The organism is Marinobacter sp. M3C (genome assembly GCF_023311895.1).
Classification (GTDB): domain Bacteria; phylum Pseudomonadota; class Gammaproteobacteria; order Pseudomonadales; family Oleiphilaceae; genus Marinobacter.
In genome coordinates, this window is the sequence record NZ_CP092284.1 from 849,469 (window position 1) to 864,343 (window position 14,875).

At 54.3% G+C, this 14,875-nt stretch carries 15 protein-coding genes; 11 read left to right on the top strand and 4 right to left on the bottom strand.

Annotation, left to right across the window (positions count from 1 at the left end; all coding sequences use genetic code 11):
- Positions 1-12: 12 nt before the first annotated feature.
- The 3 genes from phnL to phnN are packed head-to-tail and all read left to right on the top strand — an operon-like array spanning position 13 to position 2,591.
- A complete protein-coding gene (gene phnL / locus MIH18_RS03785) occupies positions 13-717 on the top strand; it encodes a phosphonate C-P lyase system protein PhnL (protein ID WP_249008513.1) in 705 nt (234 codons plus the stop codon).
- Positions 714-1,901 carry an alpha-D-ribose 1-methylphosphonate 5-triphosphate diphosphatase gene (locus tag MIH18_RS03790; RefSeq protein ID WP_249008512.1) on the top strand — a complete coding sequence of 396 codons (1,188 nt, stop codon included), beginning with the start codon at positions 714-716 and terminating at the stop codon, positions 1,899-1,901. The genes phnL and MIH18_RS03790 overlap by 4 nt, the downstream gene beginning before the upstream one ends.
- A gap of 21 nt (positions 1,902-1,922) precedes the next feature.
- Positions 1,923-2,591 carry a ribose 1,5-bisphosphokinase gene (gene phnN, locus MIH18_RS03795; RefSeq protein ID WP_249013966.1) on the top strand — a complete coding sequence of 223 codons (669 nt, stop codon included), beginning with the start codon at positions 1,923-1,925 and terminating at the stop codon, positions 2,589-2,591.
- Here the strand turns inward: phnN and corA are convergent.
- Entirely contained in the window at positions 2,541-3,560 is a 1,020-nt protein-coding gene (corA, locus tag MIH18_RS03800; RefSeq protein WP_249013967.1) for a magnesium/cobalt transporter CorA, read from the bottom strand. The genes phnN and corA overlap by 51 nt on opposite strands.
- A gap of 326 nt (positions 3,561-3,886) precedes the next feature.
- Between corA and MIH18_RS03805 the strand changes: the two genes are divergently transcribed.
- The gene (locus tag MIH18_RS03805) at positions 3,887-4,972 is read left to right on the top strand and encodes an alpha/beta hydrolase (protein WP_249013968.1); all 1,086 of its coding nucleotides are present in this window, start codon (positions 3,887-3,889) and stop codon (positions 4,970-4,972) included.
- Here MIH18_RS03805 and MIH18_RS03810 read toward each other — a convergent pair.
- Together MIH18_RS03810 and MIH18_RS03815 are read right to left on the bottom strand one after the other, a co-directional pair.
- Positions 4,969-5,709 (bottom strand): molecular chaperone DnaJ, encoded by a 741-nt coding sequence (locus MIH18_RS03810; RefSeq protein ID WP_249008508.1) that lies wholly within the window; start codon positions 5,707-5,709, stop codon positions 4,969-4,971. The two genes, MIH18_RS03805 and MIH18_RS03810, sit on opposite strands and share 4 nt — an antisense overlap.
- 46 nt (positions 5,710-5,755) lie before the next feature.
- Entirely contained in the window at positions 5,756-6,463 is a 708-nt protein-coding gene (locus MIH18_RS03815; RefSeq protein WP_249008507.1) for a VWA domain-containing protein, read from the bottom strand.
- A gap of 342 nt (positions 6,464-6,805) precedes the next feature.
- On the opposite strand from MIH18_RS03815, the gene phnD reads away from it, so the two are divergent.
- The 6 genes from phnD to MIH18_RS03845 are packed head-to-tail and all read left to right on the top strand — an operon-like array spanning position 6,806 to position 11,898.
- On the top strand, positions 6,806-7,798 hold the full coding sequence (gene phnD / locus MIH18_RS03820) for a phosphate/phosphite/phosphonate ABC transporter substrate-binding protein (RefSeq protein WP_249008506.1): 993 nt from the start codon (positions 6,806-6,808) through the stop codon (positions 7,796-7,798).
- A gap of 53 nt (positions 7,799-7,851) precedes the next feature.
- On the top strand, positions 7,852-8,655 hold the full coding sequence (phnC, locus tag MIH18_RS03825) for a phosphonate ABC transporter ATP-binding protein (protein WP_249008505.1): 804 nt from the start codon (positions 7,852-7,854) through the stop codon (positions 8,653-8,655).
- Complete coding sequence (gene phnE / locus MIH18_RS03830; RefSeq protein ID WP_249008504.1) at positions 8,652-9,470, top strand: phosphonate ABC transporter, permease protein PhnE; 819 nt, start codon at positions 8,652-8,654, stop codon at positions 9,468-9,470. Before phnC ends, phnE (MIH18_RS03830) begins: the two co-directional genes overlap by 4 nt.
- Complete coding sequence (gene phnE / locus MIH18_RS03835) at positions 9,464-10,273, top strand: phosphonate ABC transporter, permease protein PhnE (RefSeq protein ID WP_249008503.1); 810 nt, start codon at positions 9,464-9,466, stop codon at positions 10,271-10,273. The genes phnE (MIH18_RS03830) and phnE (MIH18_RS03835) overlap by 7 nt, the downstream gene beginning before the upstream one ends.
- A 17-nt stretch (positions 10,274-10,290) precedes the next feature.
- Positions 10,291-11,100, top strand: coding sequence for an HAD-IIB family hydrolase (locus tag MIH18_RS03840; protein WP_249008502.1), 810 nt, complete (start codon positions 10,291-10,293; stop codon positions 11,098-11,100).
- A gap of 36 nt (positions 11,101-11,136) precedes the next feature.
- Positions 11,137-11,898 (top strand): DeoR/GlpR family DNA-binding transcription regulator, encoded by a 762-nt coding sequence (locus tag MIH18_RS03845; protein ID WP_249008501.1) that lies wholly within the window; start codon positions 11,137-11,139, stop codon positions 11,896-11,898.
- On the opposite strand, the gene MIH18_RS03850 is transcribed toward MIH18_RS03845, so the two are convergent.
- Positions 11,876-12,505 (bottom strand): DNA-3-methyladenine glycosylase I, encoded by a 630-nt coding sequence (locus MIH18_RS03850; RefSeq protein WP_249008500.1) that lies wholly within the window; start codon positions 12,503-12,505, stop codon positions 11,876-11,878. The two genes, MIH18_RS03845 and MIH18_RS03850, sit on opposite strands and share 23 nt — an antisense overlap.
- Positions 12,506-12,657: 152 nt before the next feature.
- Here MIH18_RS03850 and MIH18_RS03855 point away from each other — a divergent pair, with 152 nt between their 5' ends.
- On the top strand, positions 12,658-14,838 hold the full coding sequence (locus MIH18_RS03855) for an OsmC domain/YcaO domain-containing protein (protein WP_249008499.1): 2,181 nt from the start codon (positions 12,658-12,660) through the stop codon (positions 14,836-14,838).
- The last annotated feature ends 37 nt before the right edge of the window (positions 14,839-14,875 follow it).

A 14,875-nucleotide genomic window follows, 5' to 3' on the forward strand; every position in this document is an offset into this window, starting at 1 on the left:
TGGAGAACTGCAATGACAGTCATGATCCAGGTTACCGACCTGAACAAACGATTCACCCTGCACAATCAGGGTGGTGTTTCCTACCCTGTCCTCACGGATGTGTCCTTTAACGTGAACGCTGGCGAATGCGTGGTACTGGATGGGCGCTCCGGGTCCGGCAAAAGTACCCTTTTGCGTTCGCTTTACGCCAATTATAAGCCCCAGTCCGGTCAACTTCATGTTCGGCACCAGGGCGAGCTTACCGACCTGGTCACAGCAACACCCAGGCAGATTCTGACCATCCGGCGGCAAACCCTGGGCTATGTCAGCCAATTCCTGCGGGTTATTCCCCGGGTATCGACCCTCGAAGTGGTGATGGAACCGCTAAGGGCCCTAGGCGTAGACCGGGAGACCTGCCGCGAAAAAGCCTCCGGATTGCTGCGCCAACTGAACATACCCAAGACGCTCTGGCACCTGGCTCCCTCGACTTTTTCCGGCGGCGAGCAGCAGCGGGTCAATATCGCCCGGGGCTTCGTGGTTGATTACCCCATCCTTTTGTTGGACGAACCCACGGCGTCTTTAGATGCAGACAACTGCGCTGTTGTGGTGTCGCTTATCCAGCAGGCCCGGGAACGCGGCGCGGCTATTGTAGGAATTTTCCACGACGCCGGGCTACGCGATCAGCTGGCCGACCGCAGAATACCTCTGACCAGCCCCGCAAAAGAGGAAGCAGCATGAGCGCCATGGACCTGACACTGGAACGGCCGCAGCTTGAAAGCAGTGAATTACTGCTCACCAACGCCCGTATTGTGACTGAAAACGAAGTATTTACCGGCACACTCAAAGTCCGGAATGGTTTGATCAGTGCTATAGATCGGGGGAACACCCGGGCAGCCAAAGCCCAGGATTGCCAGGGAGCCTATCTGATTCCGGGATTGGTGGAACTGCATACGGACAATCTTGAAAAGCACTTTTCGCCACGGCCGGGCGTTATCTGGCCCAGCCACCCGGCCGTGCTCACCCACGACGCCCATATCGTATCGTCTGGCATAACCACGGTATTCGACGCGTTGTCCGTCGGTGATATTATTGATGACAGCAACCGCCTGACCCACCTAAGGACCCTCGTCGACGCTCTGTCAGAAACACGTGACGCGGGCCTATTGCGGGCAGATCACCTGCTGCACCTGCGCTGCGAAGTCAGTTTTGGCGAAACCCTGCAGTTGTTCGAAGACTTGGTTGATCACCCCTTGCTCCAGCTTGTCTCGGTCATGGATCACACGCCAGGGCAGCGTCAATTCGTCCGGGAAGACAAGTACCGGCAGTATTACCAGGGCAAGCACAACCTCAATGATGCTGAAATGGACACCTTTACGCACAAGCGCAAGGAATCCGCCCTGCTGCACAGCGACCGGAACCGCAAAGCCATAGTCGCCATCTGCCAGGCCAGAGGCATCCCGCTGGCCAGCCATGATGACGCGACCCTGGACCACGTTGCAGAGTCGGCAGCATTAGGTATGCGTATTGCGGAATTCCCCACCACCCGGGAAGCGGCTAAAGCCTCCCATGAGCAGGGGTTGCGGGTATTGATGGGTGCGCCCAATATTGTCCGGGGCGGCTCCCACTCTGGCAACATTGCAGCGGCCGAACTGGCCTCCGCCGGGGTGCTCGACATACTGTCGTCCGACTATTATCCCGCCAGCATGCTGGACGCGGCATTTCGCCTGGCCAGCATGGAAGACAACGACTATGACATCGCTCGGGCCATCGCCACCGTCACTGCCACCCCCGCGCGCTGCGCCAACCTCCATGACCGCGGCGTAATCGAACGTGGCAAACGGGCGGACCTGGTGCTGGTGCAACCCAGAAATCAACTGCCGGTGATTCAAAACGTCTGGCGAAGCGGAAAACGCGTGTATTAAAACGCTAATGAGGAGCTAAAGGTGCCAGAATCAAACAGTAAACAGCCCCTCACGGCCGGGCTGGGACGCCTGTTTTACATTATGGGGGCGTCAGGAGCGGGCAAGGACACACTACTGCGAGGCTGCCGGGCAGGCTCTAACGATGATTTGAGACCACTCGTAGCCCACCGCTATATAACCCGGAAGCCGGATGGCGGCACCGAGCGCCATATCTGGCTTTCAGACACCGAGTTCAAGCAGCGGGTAGCCATAGATGCCTTTGCCATGCACTGGTCAGCCAATGGTTTCCGCTACGGGATCGGCCGCGAGATCGACCAGTGGCTTGCTCGCGGTGGCCAGGTACTTGTGAATGGATCCCGCGGCTATCTCGAAGAGGCTCGGTCGCGCTATGGCGACACGCTTATTCCGGTACTGATCCGTGTCGACCCGGACCGGCTGCAACAGCGCCTGATGCAGCGCGGCCGGGAATGCGCCGAACAGATCGACGCGCGGATTCGCCGTGCCCGAGAGCTGGAACAGCAACTCCCTTCAGACTGCCTTGTCATCGAGAACAATGGCAACGTGGAAGACGCCGTATCCAGCCTGTTGGCTGCCATCGCAGAACAACATAACGGCCACCGAAGCGGGCTACGTGAAGGGCTATATCCAGTGTCGGCGTTTGAAGAACCACAGCAACGCCAGAACGATTAGAACCATGATGCCCCAGACCATCGGGTAACCGTAATACCAGCCCAGTTCCGGCATCGACCAGGGGCTGCCCGGATGGTCAAAATTCATGCCGTAAACACCCACCACAAACGTCAATGGAATGAAGATGGTTGCAATGATCGTCAACACCCGCATCGTCTCGTTGGTGCGCTGGCTAATACTGGACAGGTAGATATCCAGCATACTGGCAGCCATATCGCGAAAGCTTTCCAATAATTCGATAATCTGAATGCTGTGGTCGTAACAGTCCCGGAAATACACCAGGGTGTCTGCCAGAATCAGCTCGTCTTCACCCCGCATGAGCGTTGTGATCAGTTCCCGCTGGGGCCAAAGCACCCGGCGTAGAGTCAGTAGCTCGCGTTTTAGCTCATGCAATGACGCCAGCGTTTTCTGACTCGGGCGCGCCAGCAACTCCTCCTCAAGTGCTTCAAGTTCGCCGCCGAATTGTTCCAATACTGGAAAACCGGCATCAATAATAAAATCCATCAGCGCATACAGTAAATAATCAATCCCGCGGTTTGCGAAGCGCCGGTTGTTGGGTTGTCGCATTCGCTTGCGCACCGGCTCAAAAGGGTCATTCGCCAAAGGGCAAAAGCAGATCAGATAGTTTTTCCCAACAAATAGGCTAACCTGAACCAACTCCAGATTCTGGCCATCGTAAACGGGCAGTGTCGCGATGATGAAAATTTGGTCGTCATAAAGTTCAATTTTGGGGCGTTGGCCACTGTTGATGATGTCCTCCAGCGCCAGGTCGTGAAGATCAAACAGCTCACCAAAATCGCGAAGGGTGTCTGGATCAATATGCCCGTTTACCTGAATCCAGGTTTTGCTCTCCCGAGCCAGAAATGGCCGACAATCGCGCGCTGACGCAAGTTGGTGCTCCTCAACCGAGGACTCCGTGTAATCAATCAGATTTATGGCAACCGGCGTTACCGGTTTCCGAATGGTCACCAGGGTTCCGGGTGCTGTACCTGGGCTGTGGTAGTGTTTGTTAAAATAGGCCATAAATCATTCGCTCGGGCGATGTTTGACGGTTTAATGGGTCAACGTATTTTCTTGAAATGCCCCACCATGACCATTTTTTAGTGATGCATTTCATGGGCTTTTACACTCTGTGACCAGAATTATAGACGCTGATTCGCACCATGCCAGAGTGATAAAACGAGCATGTTCAAAGCTAGAGCGATCATAGCTAGACAGATCAGTGTAAGAACCATGAGTAAACTAACATGGCGGCTCACAAACGAGCTGTCTTAAAACTACGCAGGGGTTTAAAGATGATTTTCGGAATCGCCTGGTTTGTAATGATGTGGCTTGGCCTGGTGATGGTCGCACTGGTGACTGCAGTGGTGTTTATTCTGCGCAAAAAACACGATGCCGGGACTGATAGCGGAACGACCACCCACCAGCCGCAAAGCGATGCCCGGCAGCAAGTGCTTGAAAAGGTACAGGGAATGCACGCTGCGTCTAAAGGCCTGCGCGGCCGGGCTCGGATAGAGGCCCTACGGCGCTACATGGACAGCATGAACGACGGGCTGGAACTGGTCTCAGATATCCGCCCGGCTAAAGAGGGCGAGCCCAATGGGGAGTGGGTGATTGCACCCGGATCAGACCCCAACCGCCGGATTCTCTACATTCACGGCGGCTCCTGGATTGCAGGCAGCCCCAAAAGTCATCGCGCAATCACTGATCGTTTGTCTAGGTTGGCCCACGCCTGCGTATTCGCCGTTGATTACCGGTTAATGCCAGAAAACCGCTATCTTGAAGGCATTGTCGACTGCCAGCAGGCTTACCGCTGGATACTCGATAACGGCCCGGACGGAAAGGCTGCGCCCGATTTTGTAGTGATCGCCGGGGATTCCGCCGGCGGCAGTCACACCCTGGGCCTGATTGCCTGGATACGAGACCAGAATCTGCCATCACCGAATGCCGCGATTGCCCTCTCACCTTCCACCGAGCTCATGCTTACGTCACTAAGCAAGAGAGCCAACCTGAAAACCGACGCAATGCTGGGGCCAGCCGTTGAAAAGCTGGCGCGCATACCCTCACCGCTGCTGTGGTGGGGAACCGTTTTTGGCATTCGCATATTGCCCACCAGCCCAATGGCATCACCCCTGCGGGGAAAACTCCACAATCTGCCGCCAACACTGATTCACGTCAGCGAATCGGAGTTGCTGCACGAAAACGCCCAACGGTATGTATCAAAGGCGCAAAAGGCCGGCTCGCCGGTGGAAATGAAAACCTGGCCCGACATGGTTCATGTTTGGCACATGTTTACGCCACTGTTACCAGAGGCGGAAGAGGCGTTTGACGACATAAGCGGATTTTTAGCGCGGGTGGAAGCAGCTTCAGCGGCACCTTAGCTCAGCAACCGCTCTTTGGCTTCATTAACACGGGCAGCCAGGTAATTACTGCCGCCGCGGTCCGGGTGCATTTTCTGCATCATTCTGCGGTGGGCCTGAATAATTTCGTCGCGGCTGGCGCCCTCCTGAAGCCCCAGAATATCCAGAGCTTCGCTGTCGGTCAGAGTGCCGCTACTGTTCGAGCTTTTGCGCTCACCGTTCTGCTCGCCGTTTTGGGCCCTGTCATCGCCAGTCGGATCGTCAGTACGCCAGGAATCGCCGAAGCGGCGGTCTAAATAGGTTTCCAAAAGCCGGGCAGAATCCTCGTCTTGTTCCCGACAATACTGCAATAGCCCGATGAATTCACTCTCGGCCAAGTCCGCCAGTGCCCGCCCGGCCATGGGGCCTTTCACTATTTCACCGATCATATCTCCGGAGTCGTGGTCCAGAGTCATTTTGAGGATATCGCTGGAAACATGGGACTGGTTGCCCGGTTTTGCCTTTGCCTGGCCGCCGCCCAAACCCGACAGACGACCCATCAATAGCGAAGGAAGAACCCGCCGTAATAGCGGAAACAGGAAAGCCAACGCTGCGAACAAGATGGGCAGGCGACCGGTGATGACCATCAGAACCACCATCACGACACCGGCAATCACCACCAGCTTGATAATGGCCGGTTTTTGCTGGCCGGGCGGCTGGTTACGCAACCAGACCCAGGCAACAACGGTCATCACAGCAATCAAAAGCACGAATAGCACTCGGATACCTCGGGCCGATTGGCCCACCGATTAAATGAAACAAGCCCTAACGGATTTGTTGAGTCAGGCGCTTCACTTCTGGTGAGCTGCGGCTAGAGTAGTCCTGCAGCGCTTTGGCTCCCCCGGAAGCATAGACCGCAACAGCGGCCATAAGATCCTTCAGCATTTGCGGGCTGTTGCTGTTAAAGGGTGCATAGGCGCCACCCGACAGTTTGGCCACTTGCTGAAAAAACGCCTTGGCGTGTGCGTCGCCACCTTCAAGGAACATAAACACCGGGGTGCGCAACATGCCCAGCTCGCCGGCGATGTGGCAGAGCTCGTCTACCGGCTCCTCACAACAATCGCCAATAAACACCACGGCTTTGACGGCCTTTGACCGGGTTTCTGCTCTGGCGTGCGCTAAAACCCTGTGAATCTGGGTACGGCCGCCCAGACAGGAAACGCCGTTCATCAGGTTAAGCAGCTGGCTGGTCTGGTTAACAAACCCGGTGGCCTTGAATTCCCCGTAACCGCGGTAATAACAAAGCTGAATGGCCAGGCCACCCAAATCCCGGGTCGCCAGAAAAAGCTCGCTCTGCAAGTGGCAAGCCTGGTCCCAGGTAGCCTCTCTGCTGGCGGTGGCATCCAGGGCGAAAATCAGCCGGCCCTGCTCGCCGCCCTGCCCTCCACCTTGCTGAGGCAACTTACGGACCTGATGGATAAACTGGTCAATCGACTGCTTATCGGATTTTGTACGGAGCTCTTTGTCAGACATACGCTTTTGCAAACCGCCTTGTTCTGCCAATGTATTAGTTCAAGCTTAAGGTAAAGAATACGCAATTCACAGGCCTGGCAGACCACATTGGCCAATGCTTACGCGCCCAAAAAGGCACCTCAACACTCAATTGAACACGCTCCGCGGGAGCTTCTCCGCCGAACACGCTCATTGCAGACTGTCGTTGCAGGCATAGGTACCTTGCCTAATGGTGCTTTGCTGCTACTATGAGTGTTCAATTGAACATCTTATAACAATAACCTGGCGGAACGGGTCCTCTCAGGATGTTCAATTCAACGCATGAGACTCTTATGCAGGGACCGTTTCCAGTGGAGAATCTCAATGAATATGCAGAAAAAATTGTTTTCCGGCGCTTTGCCGTCTGTCACCTTGGCAGCCTCGGCTTTACTGTTTGCTTTCAGCAGCCCGGCTCTTGCGGACTGTGAACGCGGCGCACTCGATGCCATGTACTGCGATGCAGACGGCGACATGGTAGCCGACTTGCCGACGGATGAGTCAGAGTGGGTTAATCCCGACACCTTGATTTTTGCCTACACACCCGTTGAAGATCCGGCCATTTATTCGGATATCTGGCAGCCTTTCATTGACCACCTGGCGAAAGTGACCGGTAAAGATGTTCGCTTCTTCGCCGTGCAATCCAACTCTGCCCAGGTGGAAGCCATGCGCAGTGGGCGCCTGCACATCGCAGGCTTCTCCACTGGCCCGACGCCTTTCGCCGTTAATCTTGCCGGTGCCGTTCCCTTTGCGCTGATGGGGTCAGACACGGGCCAGTTTGGCTATACCTTGCAGGTTTTCACCCACAGCGATTCTGACATTTATGAAATGGCAGACCTTAAAGGCAAGCGGGTTGCGCATACGTCGCCAACCTCCAACTCGGGCAACCAGGCACCCAGAGCGCTGTTTCCAGAAATGGGGATAGTACCGGGTGAAGACTACGAGATTTCGTTTTCGGGCAGCCACGATCAATCCATGCTTGGTGTGGTCGCTCGCGACTACGATGCCGCTCCAGTCGCCTCAGAAGTGGTAGAGCGCATGGCCGCGCGTGGATTGTATGACGTAGAAGACGTGCGCCTGGTTTGGGAATCAGATCGTTTCCCGACGACGTCTTATAACTATGCGCACAACCTACACCCTGATCTGGTCGAAAAAATTCGCGAAGCTTTTTATACCTTTAAATTTGCCGGCACCGAGCTGGGTGACGAGTTTGAAGGCGTTGAAACCTTCATTCCGATCAACTACAAGGACAACTGGCGCGTCATTCGCACCATTCAGGCGTCCAATGGCGTTCAGTACACCCCCGATAATCTTCAATAAGAAAACCGGAGCCTCCGGCTAACCCGCCAGAGGCTCTATCCGGAGTTAATCACATGTTAGAGATTACCAACCTCGTCAAGCGATACGGGCAGAACGATCCCGTGCTCAAAGGTCTTGATCTGACGGTCGATGGCAGCAGTGTTGTTTCCATTGTTGGCGCTTCAGGCGCCGGGAAAAGTACCCTGTTGCGCTGCATCAACCGGTTGGTCGAACCAACATCGGGTTCGATCAAGCTGAACGGCCACGAGTTGGTCAATCTTCGCGGAAGTGCATTGCGTCATTCCCGCCGGCGCATTGGTATGGTTTTCCAGGGTTTTAACCTGATTGATCGTTTGACCGTGATGGAGAACGTGCTGTCCGGGCGCTTGGGTTACGTGTCTTTTTTCCAGGCTTTAACCCGCCGCTTTCCGCAAACTGACATCGACCGTGCCTTCAGCTTGATGGAGCGTGTGGGCATTGCCCAATACGCCGACAAACGCGCAGACCAGCTATCGGGTGGCGAGCGGCAGCGTGTTGCGGTGGTACGTGCGCTGATGCAAGAGCCGCAGATTTTGCTGGCCGATGAGCCAACAGCGTCGCTGGACCCAAAAACGTCGCAGCAGATCATGAGCCTGTTGCAAAGCCTGGCGAGTGAAATGTCACTGCCGGTGTTGATCAATATTCACAACGTAACCCAGGCGCGAATGTATACCGACCGCATTGTGGGCATGCGCCATGGCCAAATGATTTTTGACGGTGAACCCAAAGATTTCAATCAGGATGCGCTAGACGCCATATACGGCGGTATCGAATCACCGGAAGAAGACGGTGACGATTCGGCGAAGCAGGCATCGCAGGATCAGGAGGCTTCGGCATGACACGCCTCAGAACCGGGGCCGACGCCCAGTCAGGCAGGGTCTGGAAAAAGCCACCGTTCATAGCAAACCCCTGGGTTCGCTATGGCTTGATCGTCATAGCCCTGACCTACTTGTACTGGGCCTTCTCAACCTTGCCGTTCAATTGGGAGCGGGTTTCAGAAGGCTTGCCCCGTGCCGCTAAAATCTTCGGTGGCGCTTTTCCGCCCAGTTTCGAGCGCGGCGGTCTGTTATGGACCGGGTTCAAGGAAAGTTTCCAGATTGCCTTTCTGGCAACCCTGATGGGTGTTGGCCTGTCGCTGCCCATCGCGGTGATGGCCGCTAAAAATGTGGCGCCCTTGCCTGTCTATTTGTTAGGGCGCGCGTTGATTGTTATATCCCGCAGCTTTCACCCGGTTATCGTAGCGATTCTTTTTGTAGCCGCGGTCGGTTTTGGCCCGCTGGCGGGCATTCTCACCCTAACCCTGTATTCCATCGGCTTTGTCGCCAAGTTATTGGCTGAGGAAATCGAAGAGATCGACTGGGGTCAGGTTGAAGCCATGCGCTCGGTAGGCGCCGGGTATTTCAAAATACTGGTCTTTGGGGTTTTTCCACAGATTATGCCGCGCCAGATAGGGCTGTCTATGTACCAGCTGGACAGCAACCTTCGCGCTTCGGCGGTGGTCGGTATTGTAGGGGCAGGCGGTATTGGTGGCACGCTGATGAACGCCTTCGGACGTTACGATTACGATTTCGCATTTGCCATTCTGCTGATGATTATCGGGATCATTTTGATCAGTGAAGGTTTCAGCGGATGGGTGAGGAAAAAAGTATGGTAGATCACGCTGCAAAACTGAAAGACCACGTCTGGTCACGCTATGACCGGAAAGAGCAGTTGATCCGCTACGCGATCTATCTGGCAACTTTAGTGGCCGTTGTCTGGACGATAAAAGACATCGACATTTTTTGGCCTTGGGTATGGGACGCCCCCAATCAGATTCAAAGCTTGGGTTCACGCATGTGGCCACCAGAGTTCAGCCGGTGGGACGCAATCTTAAGCGCCATGCTGGAAACCGTTCACATTGCCACGCTGTCGACCATGCTGACGATATTCATCGCCTTACCGGTGTCTTATATTGCGGCGCAGAATACAACGCCGAACAAGGCAACGCTGTGGCTTGGCCGGTTTATTCTGGTATCCAGCCGTTCAGTGAACACCATTATATGGGCGCTGCTGTTCGTGGCCATTTTTGGCCCGGGCGTGCTGGCCGGTATTTTGGCGGTTATGTTCCGGTCCATCGGGTTTATTGGCAAGCTGATGGGTGAAGCCATTGAAGAGATCGACCGCAACCCGGTAGAGGCCATGCAGGCAACGGGCGCCAGTAAGATGAAGGTGGTGCTCTACGCGATTGTTCCCCAGGTAATGCCGGCATTTTTTGCCATCATCATTTTGCGCTGGGACATCAATATTCGTGAGTCTACCGTTTTAGGCCTGGTGGGCGCCGGTGGTATCGGGGTGTTGCTGCAGGGGTCGATTGACCTGTTCGCCTGGCAAACCGTTGCGACAATCCTGTTAGCCATCATCGTTCTGGTTATTCTGGGCGAGGCAATCACCAGTGTCCTGCGCAAAAAAGTAATTTGAACGAGAAAGCAGACAATATGTTGAAAAATTTTGAGTTTGGTAACGCGGATATTCTGTTCACCGATGTGGACGATACGCTGACTACCGCAGGCCAGCTGCTGCCCGAAACCTACCTTGCGATTTGTAAGCTGGCGGCTGCGGGTATCAAAGTGATTCCGGTCACCGGAGGCTGCGCCGGCTGGTGTGATCAAATCATTCGAACCTGGCCCGTAAAGGCCGTGATTGGTGAAGGCGGTGCCTTTTACGCAGAACGCACCGCACCCATGACCGTTCGTTGGCACTACTGGGATAACGAATTGTCCCACCGTGAAGACCAGGCTCGCATTTTGGCGGCTGTTGCTGCATTGAAGCTGGACTTTGAACCCAAACTGGCCGGCGACCAGGCTTTTCGCACGGTGGATGTGGCGGTGGATTATAACCAGCAAGAGTCATTAAATTCTCAACAGGTGGATCAGATTCACGATGCCCTAAAAGCTCAGGGATTCAACGTTCGGGAGAGCTCGATTCACATCAACATCTGGCAGGGTGACTTCGATAAATCCACCATGGCCATGCGGGTAGGCCGTGATTTACTGGGCCTGGATTCGCAGGCATTGCGGCAACGCTCTGTGTTTATTGGAGATGCGCCCAATGACGAATGTATGTTCCGCAACTTTCCGCTGAGTATTGGTGTGGCAAACATTCGCAGGCACCTGCCGGTGATGACATACCAACCTGCAGCGATCGCCAGCCAGCCTTCCGGGCTGGGCTTTGCTGAAATGGCGGATGCCTGGCTGCAGCAACGCACCGAGTCTGGGCTGAGCCAGGCCGACACCCGCCGCACATAGCAACAACATGAGTCAACTGACCGTGACTGTAAACTGATGGGCGCCAAAGAGCGGCAGCACAGCATAATAGAATGGGTGCACGAGCAGGAGCATGTCGAAGTTGAAGACATTGCACAGCGCTTTGGCGTTACTACTCAGACCATTCGTCGCGACATCAACAAGCTTTGCGAGCAAGGCTTGTTGCGCCGTCGTTACGGGGGCGTCAGTTTACCCCCCAGCGCTGCCACTCATCTCATTGACGAACTACAGGTACGTAATTTACGGGCCAAGCAGCGCATGGCCGAGCGTGTCGCAGCGGATATTCCGGAAGGGGCCACCGTCAGCCTTGGGGTGGGTAGTACCATTGAGCGGGTGGCACAAGCGCTGATCCATCACCGGTCGCTCAAGATTTTGACCAACAACCTCCGCGTGGCCGCAGCGCTTTCAGTGAATCCCAATATCGACGTTATCGTGTCTGGCGGGCAGTACCGGCATAAAGACCAAGACGTGGTCGGGCCGGAAGTCACCCATTTTTTCAGCTCGTTCGTTACCGACTTTGGCATCATCAGTACTGGCAGCATGGATCTTCAGCACGGTTTGATGGATCATGATATCCGTGAGGCCGAAGTCAGCCGGGCCATTATAAGCAATACCCGGGGCCGCCTGCTGGTGGCCGATTACAGCAAATGGACGCTAAGCTCGTACTGTAAAGTCGCCTCGTTCAAGTATGTTGATCGCTTATACACCGACGTTATGCCCAATCAGCAGCGGGAAGGCCTCCCGGACTCGGTAAGCATCATCGAATGTGGCAATGGGTAAGACGTTTACGCGCTTGCTCTACGCCGGCCCGAATGACGCAATCCGCGGCGTGGTCGTTGATCAACCCCATTGACTGCATGAAGGCGTAAGCCGTGGTTGGCCCGATGAACTGCCAACCCAGTTTCTTAAGTGCCTTCGACAAGGCGATGGATTCCGCAGAAGTCGATACTGTTTGTAGATCCGCGGGCGGCTTTGCGTCGGGCTCAAAACGCCATACAAAAGCCGCCAAGGAGCCCGCCTGTTCAACGATCTGTTTAGCCAATCGCGCATTGTTGATCACCGCCTCAATCTTGCCGCGATGCCGAATAATGCCCTCATCCATCATTAAGCGTTCGACACTGCACTCGTCGAAGCATGCAATTTTATTGAAATCAAATTGATGAAAGGCCGCACGGAAATTCTCGCGCTTCGCCAAAATGGTGCGCCAACTCAATCCAGACTGAAAGCCTTCAAGGCTCAGCTTCTCAAACAAGCGAAAATCATCACCCACAGGAAAGCCCCATTCGGTGTCGTGATAAACACGCAGTTCCGGTACGGTGCCGCACCAGAGACAACGTTGTTTTCCGTCTGGCCCTTCTATCGTCGCGCTAATACGGTCATTCTCCATTTTTTAGTCCATCCCATTATCTTGTGTCCTACCATTCTCTGTTAGCTATGGCTAACTTTCACCGAATTGAAAGACGTTCGGCGTCAAAAACTGGATAATAGCCGCAATCTAAGGCCATAAAGCGCCAAATTCTACAAATCGGTACCCTCGTAATGGAAATTAACGTCAATTTTCTCGACAACCTCCGCATTGAAGCCAAATTTGACGACTTCTCGGTGATTGCCGATCAACCCATTCGTTATAAAGGCGATGGTTCAGCGCCCGGCCCTTTTGACTATTTTTTGGCGTCATCGGCGTTGTGTGCGGCCTATTTTGTGCGGGTTTACTGCATAGCGCGGAACATTCCAACCGACAATATCCGCCTGTCGCAAAACAACATTGTGGATCCCGAGAACCGCTATAACCAGATTTTCAAAATTCAGGTTGAGCTGCCAGAAAACATTTCTGACAAAGACCGTCAGGGCATTGTGCGCTCTATCGACCGCTGCACGGTCAAAAAGGTGGTGCAAACCGGCCCTGAATTCCAGATTGAAATCGTAGACAGCCTGGATGAAGACGCCCAGGCCCTGCTGATGGCGAAGCCAGAAGGCGACACCAGCACCTATGTTTTGGGTAAAGACCTGCCGGTGGAGCAGACCATCGCCAACATGACCGCCATTCTAGCGGACCTGGGCATGAAAATTGAAATCGCATCCTGGCGCAATATTGTGCCTCACGTTTGGTCACTGCACATTCGCGACGCGGCCTCACCCATGTGCTTTACCAATGGCAAAGGCTCAACAAAAGAAAGCGCCCTGTGCTCGGCCCTGGGCGAATTTATTGAGCGCCTGAACTGCAACTTCTTCTATAACGATCAGTTTTTTGGCGAAGAAATCGCCAACAGCGAGTTTGTTCATTACCCCAATGAACGCTGGTTCAAGCCAGGGCCCAATGACGAACTACCACAGGGCATTCTGGATGAGCACTGCCTGGCCATCTACAACCAGGATGATGAACTGTGCGGTTCTAACCTGATTGACACCAACTCCGGCAATGCAGAGCGCGGAATCTGCGCGCTGCCCTTTGCGCGCCATTCAGACGGCGAAACGGTGTACTTCCCCAGCAATCTGATTGAGAACCTGTTCCTAAGCAACGGCATGAGTGCGGGTAACACCCTGTTTGAGGCGCAAGTTCAGTGCCTGTCAGAGATTTTTGAGCGGGCGGTTAAAAAACGGATCATTCAGGAAGAACTTGCACTGCCGGATGTGCCCCTACACGTATTGGAAAAATATCCCAATATTCTGGAAGGCATTCGGGCGTTGGAAGCACAGGGTTATCCGGTGTTGGTCAAAGATGCCTCTCTTGGCGGCCAGTTCCCGGTGGCTTGTGTCACTCTGATGAATCCGAAAACCTCTGGCGTTTTTGCCTCCTTCGGTGCGCACCCTTCTCTGGAAGTAGCACTGGAACGCAGCCTGACTGAGTTGATGCAAGGCCGCAGTTTTGAAGGCTTGAACGATTTTCTGCCCCCCACGTTTAACAGCCTTGCGATCACCGAACCCAACAACTACGTAGAGCACTTTATTGATTCCAGCGGTGTGCTCTCCTGGCGTTTCTTCAGTGCCAAAGCGGATTTCGAGTTTCGCGAGTGGGATTTTTCAGGCACTAACGAAGAAGAAGTCGCCACCCTATTCAACATCCTCAAAGACTTGGGCAAAGAAGTGTATACAGCGGTTTATGACGACTTGGGCGCCCCGGTCTGCCGCATGCTGGTGCCTGACTATTCCGAGGTTTACCAAATAGAAGATCTGATCTGGGACAACACCAATCGGGCCCTGGATTATCGCGAAGATATTCTCAACCTCCACTCTTTAAATGACGACCAACTGAATGCTCTGGTGGAGCGCCTGGAAGAAAGCCAGATCGACGATTACACGGACATCATTACCTTGATCGGTATTGAATTCGACGAAAACACAGTCTGGGGTCAGCTCACTATTCTGGAGTTAAAGCTGCTGATTAACCTGGCTCTGGAACAGTACGAAGATGCCCTTGAGCGGGTAGAAACGTTTATCCAGTTCAATGACAATACCGTGGAACGCGGGTTGTTTTATCGGGCGGTGAGCGCGGTACTGGAAATTGTTATCGATGACGAACTTGAGCTGAGTGATTACCTGTTTAACCTCAGGCGCATGTACGGTGAACAGACGATGGACGCGGTAGTGGGTTCGGTGAATGGCCACGTGCGCTTTTACGGCCTTACCCCAACCAATATGCAGCTGGAAGGCCTGGACAAACATCTACGGCTGATTGAAAGCTATAAGAAGCTGCATGCAGCACGAGGGGCCAGAATTTGAATGACACTCGAGTGCGTCACGGAACCAATGTCAGTGC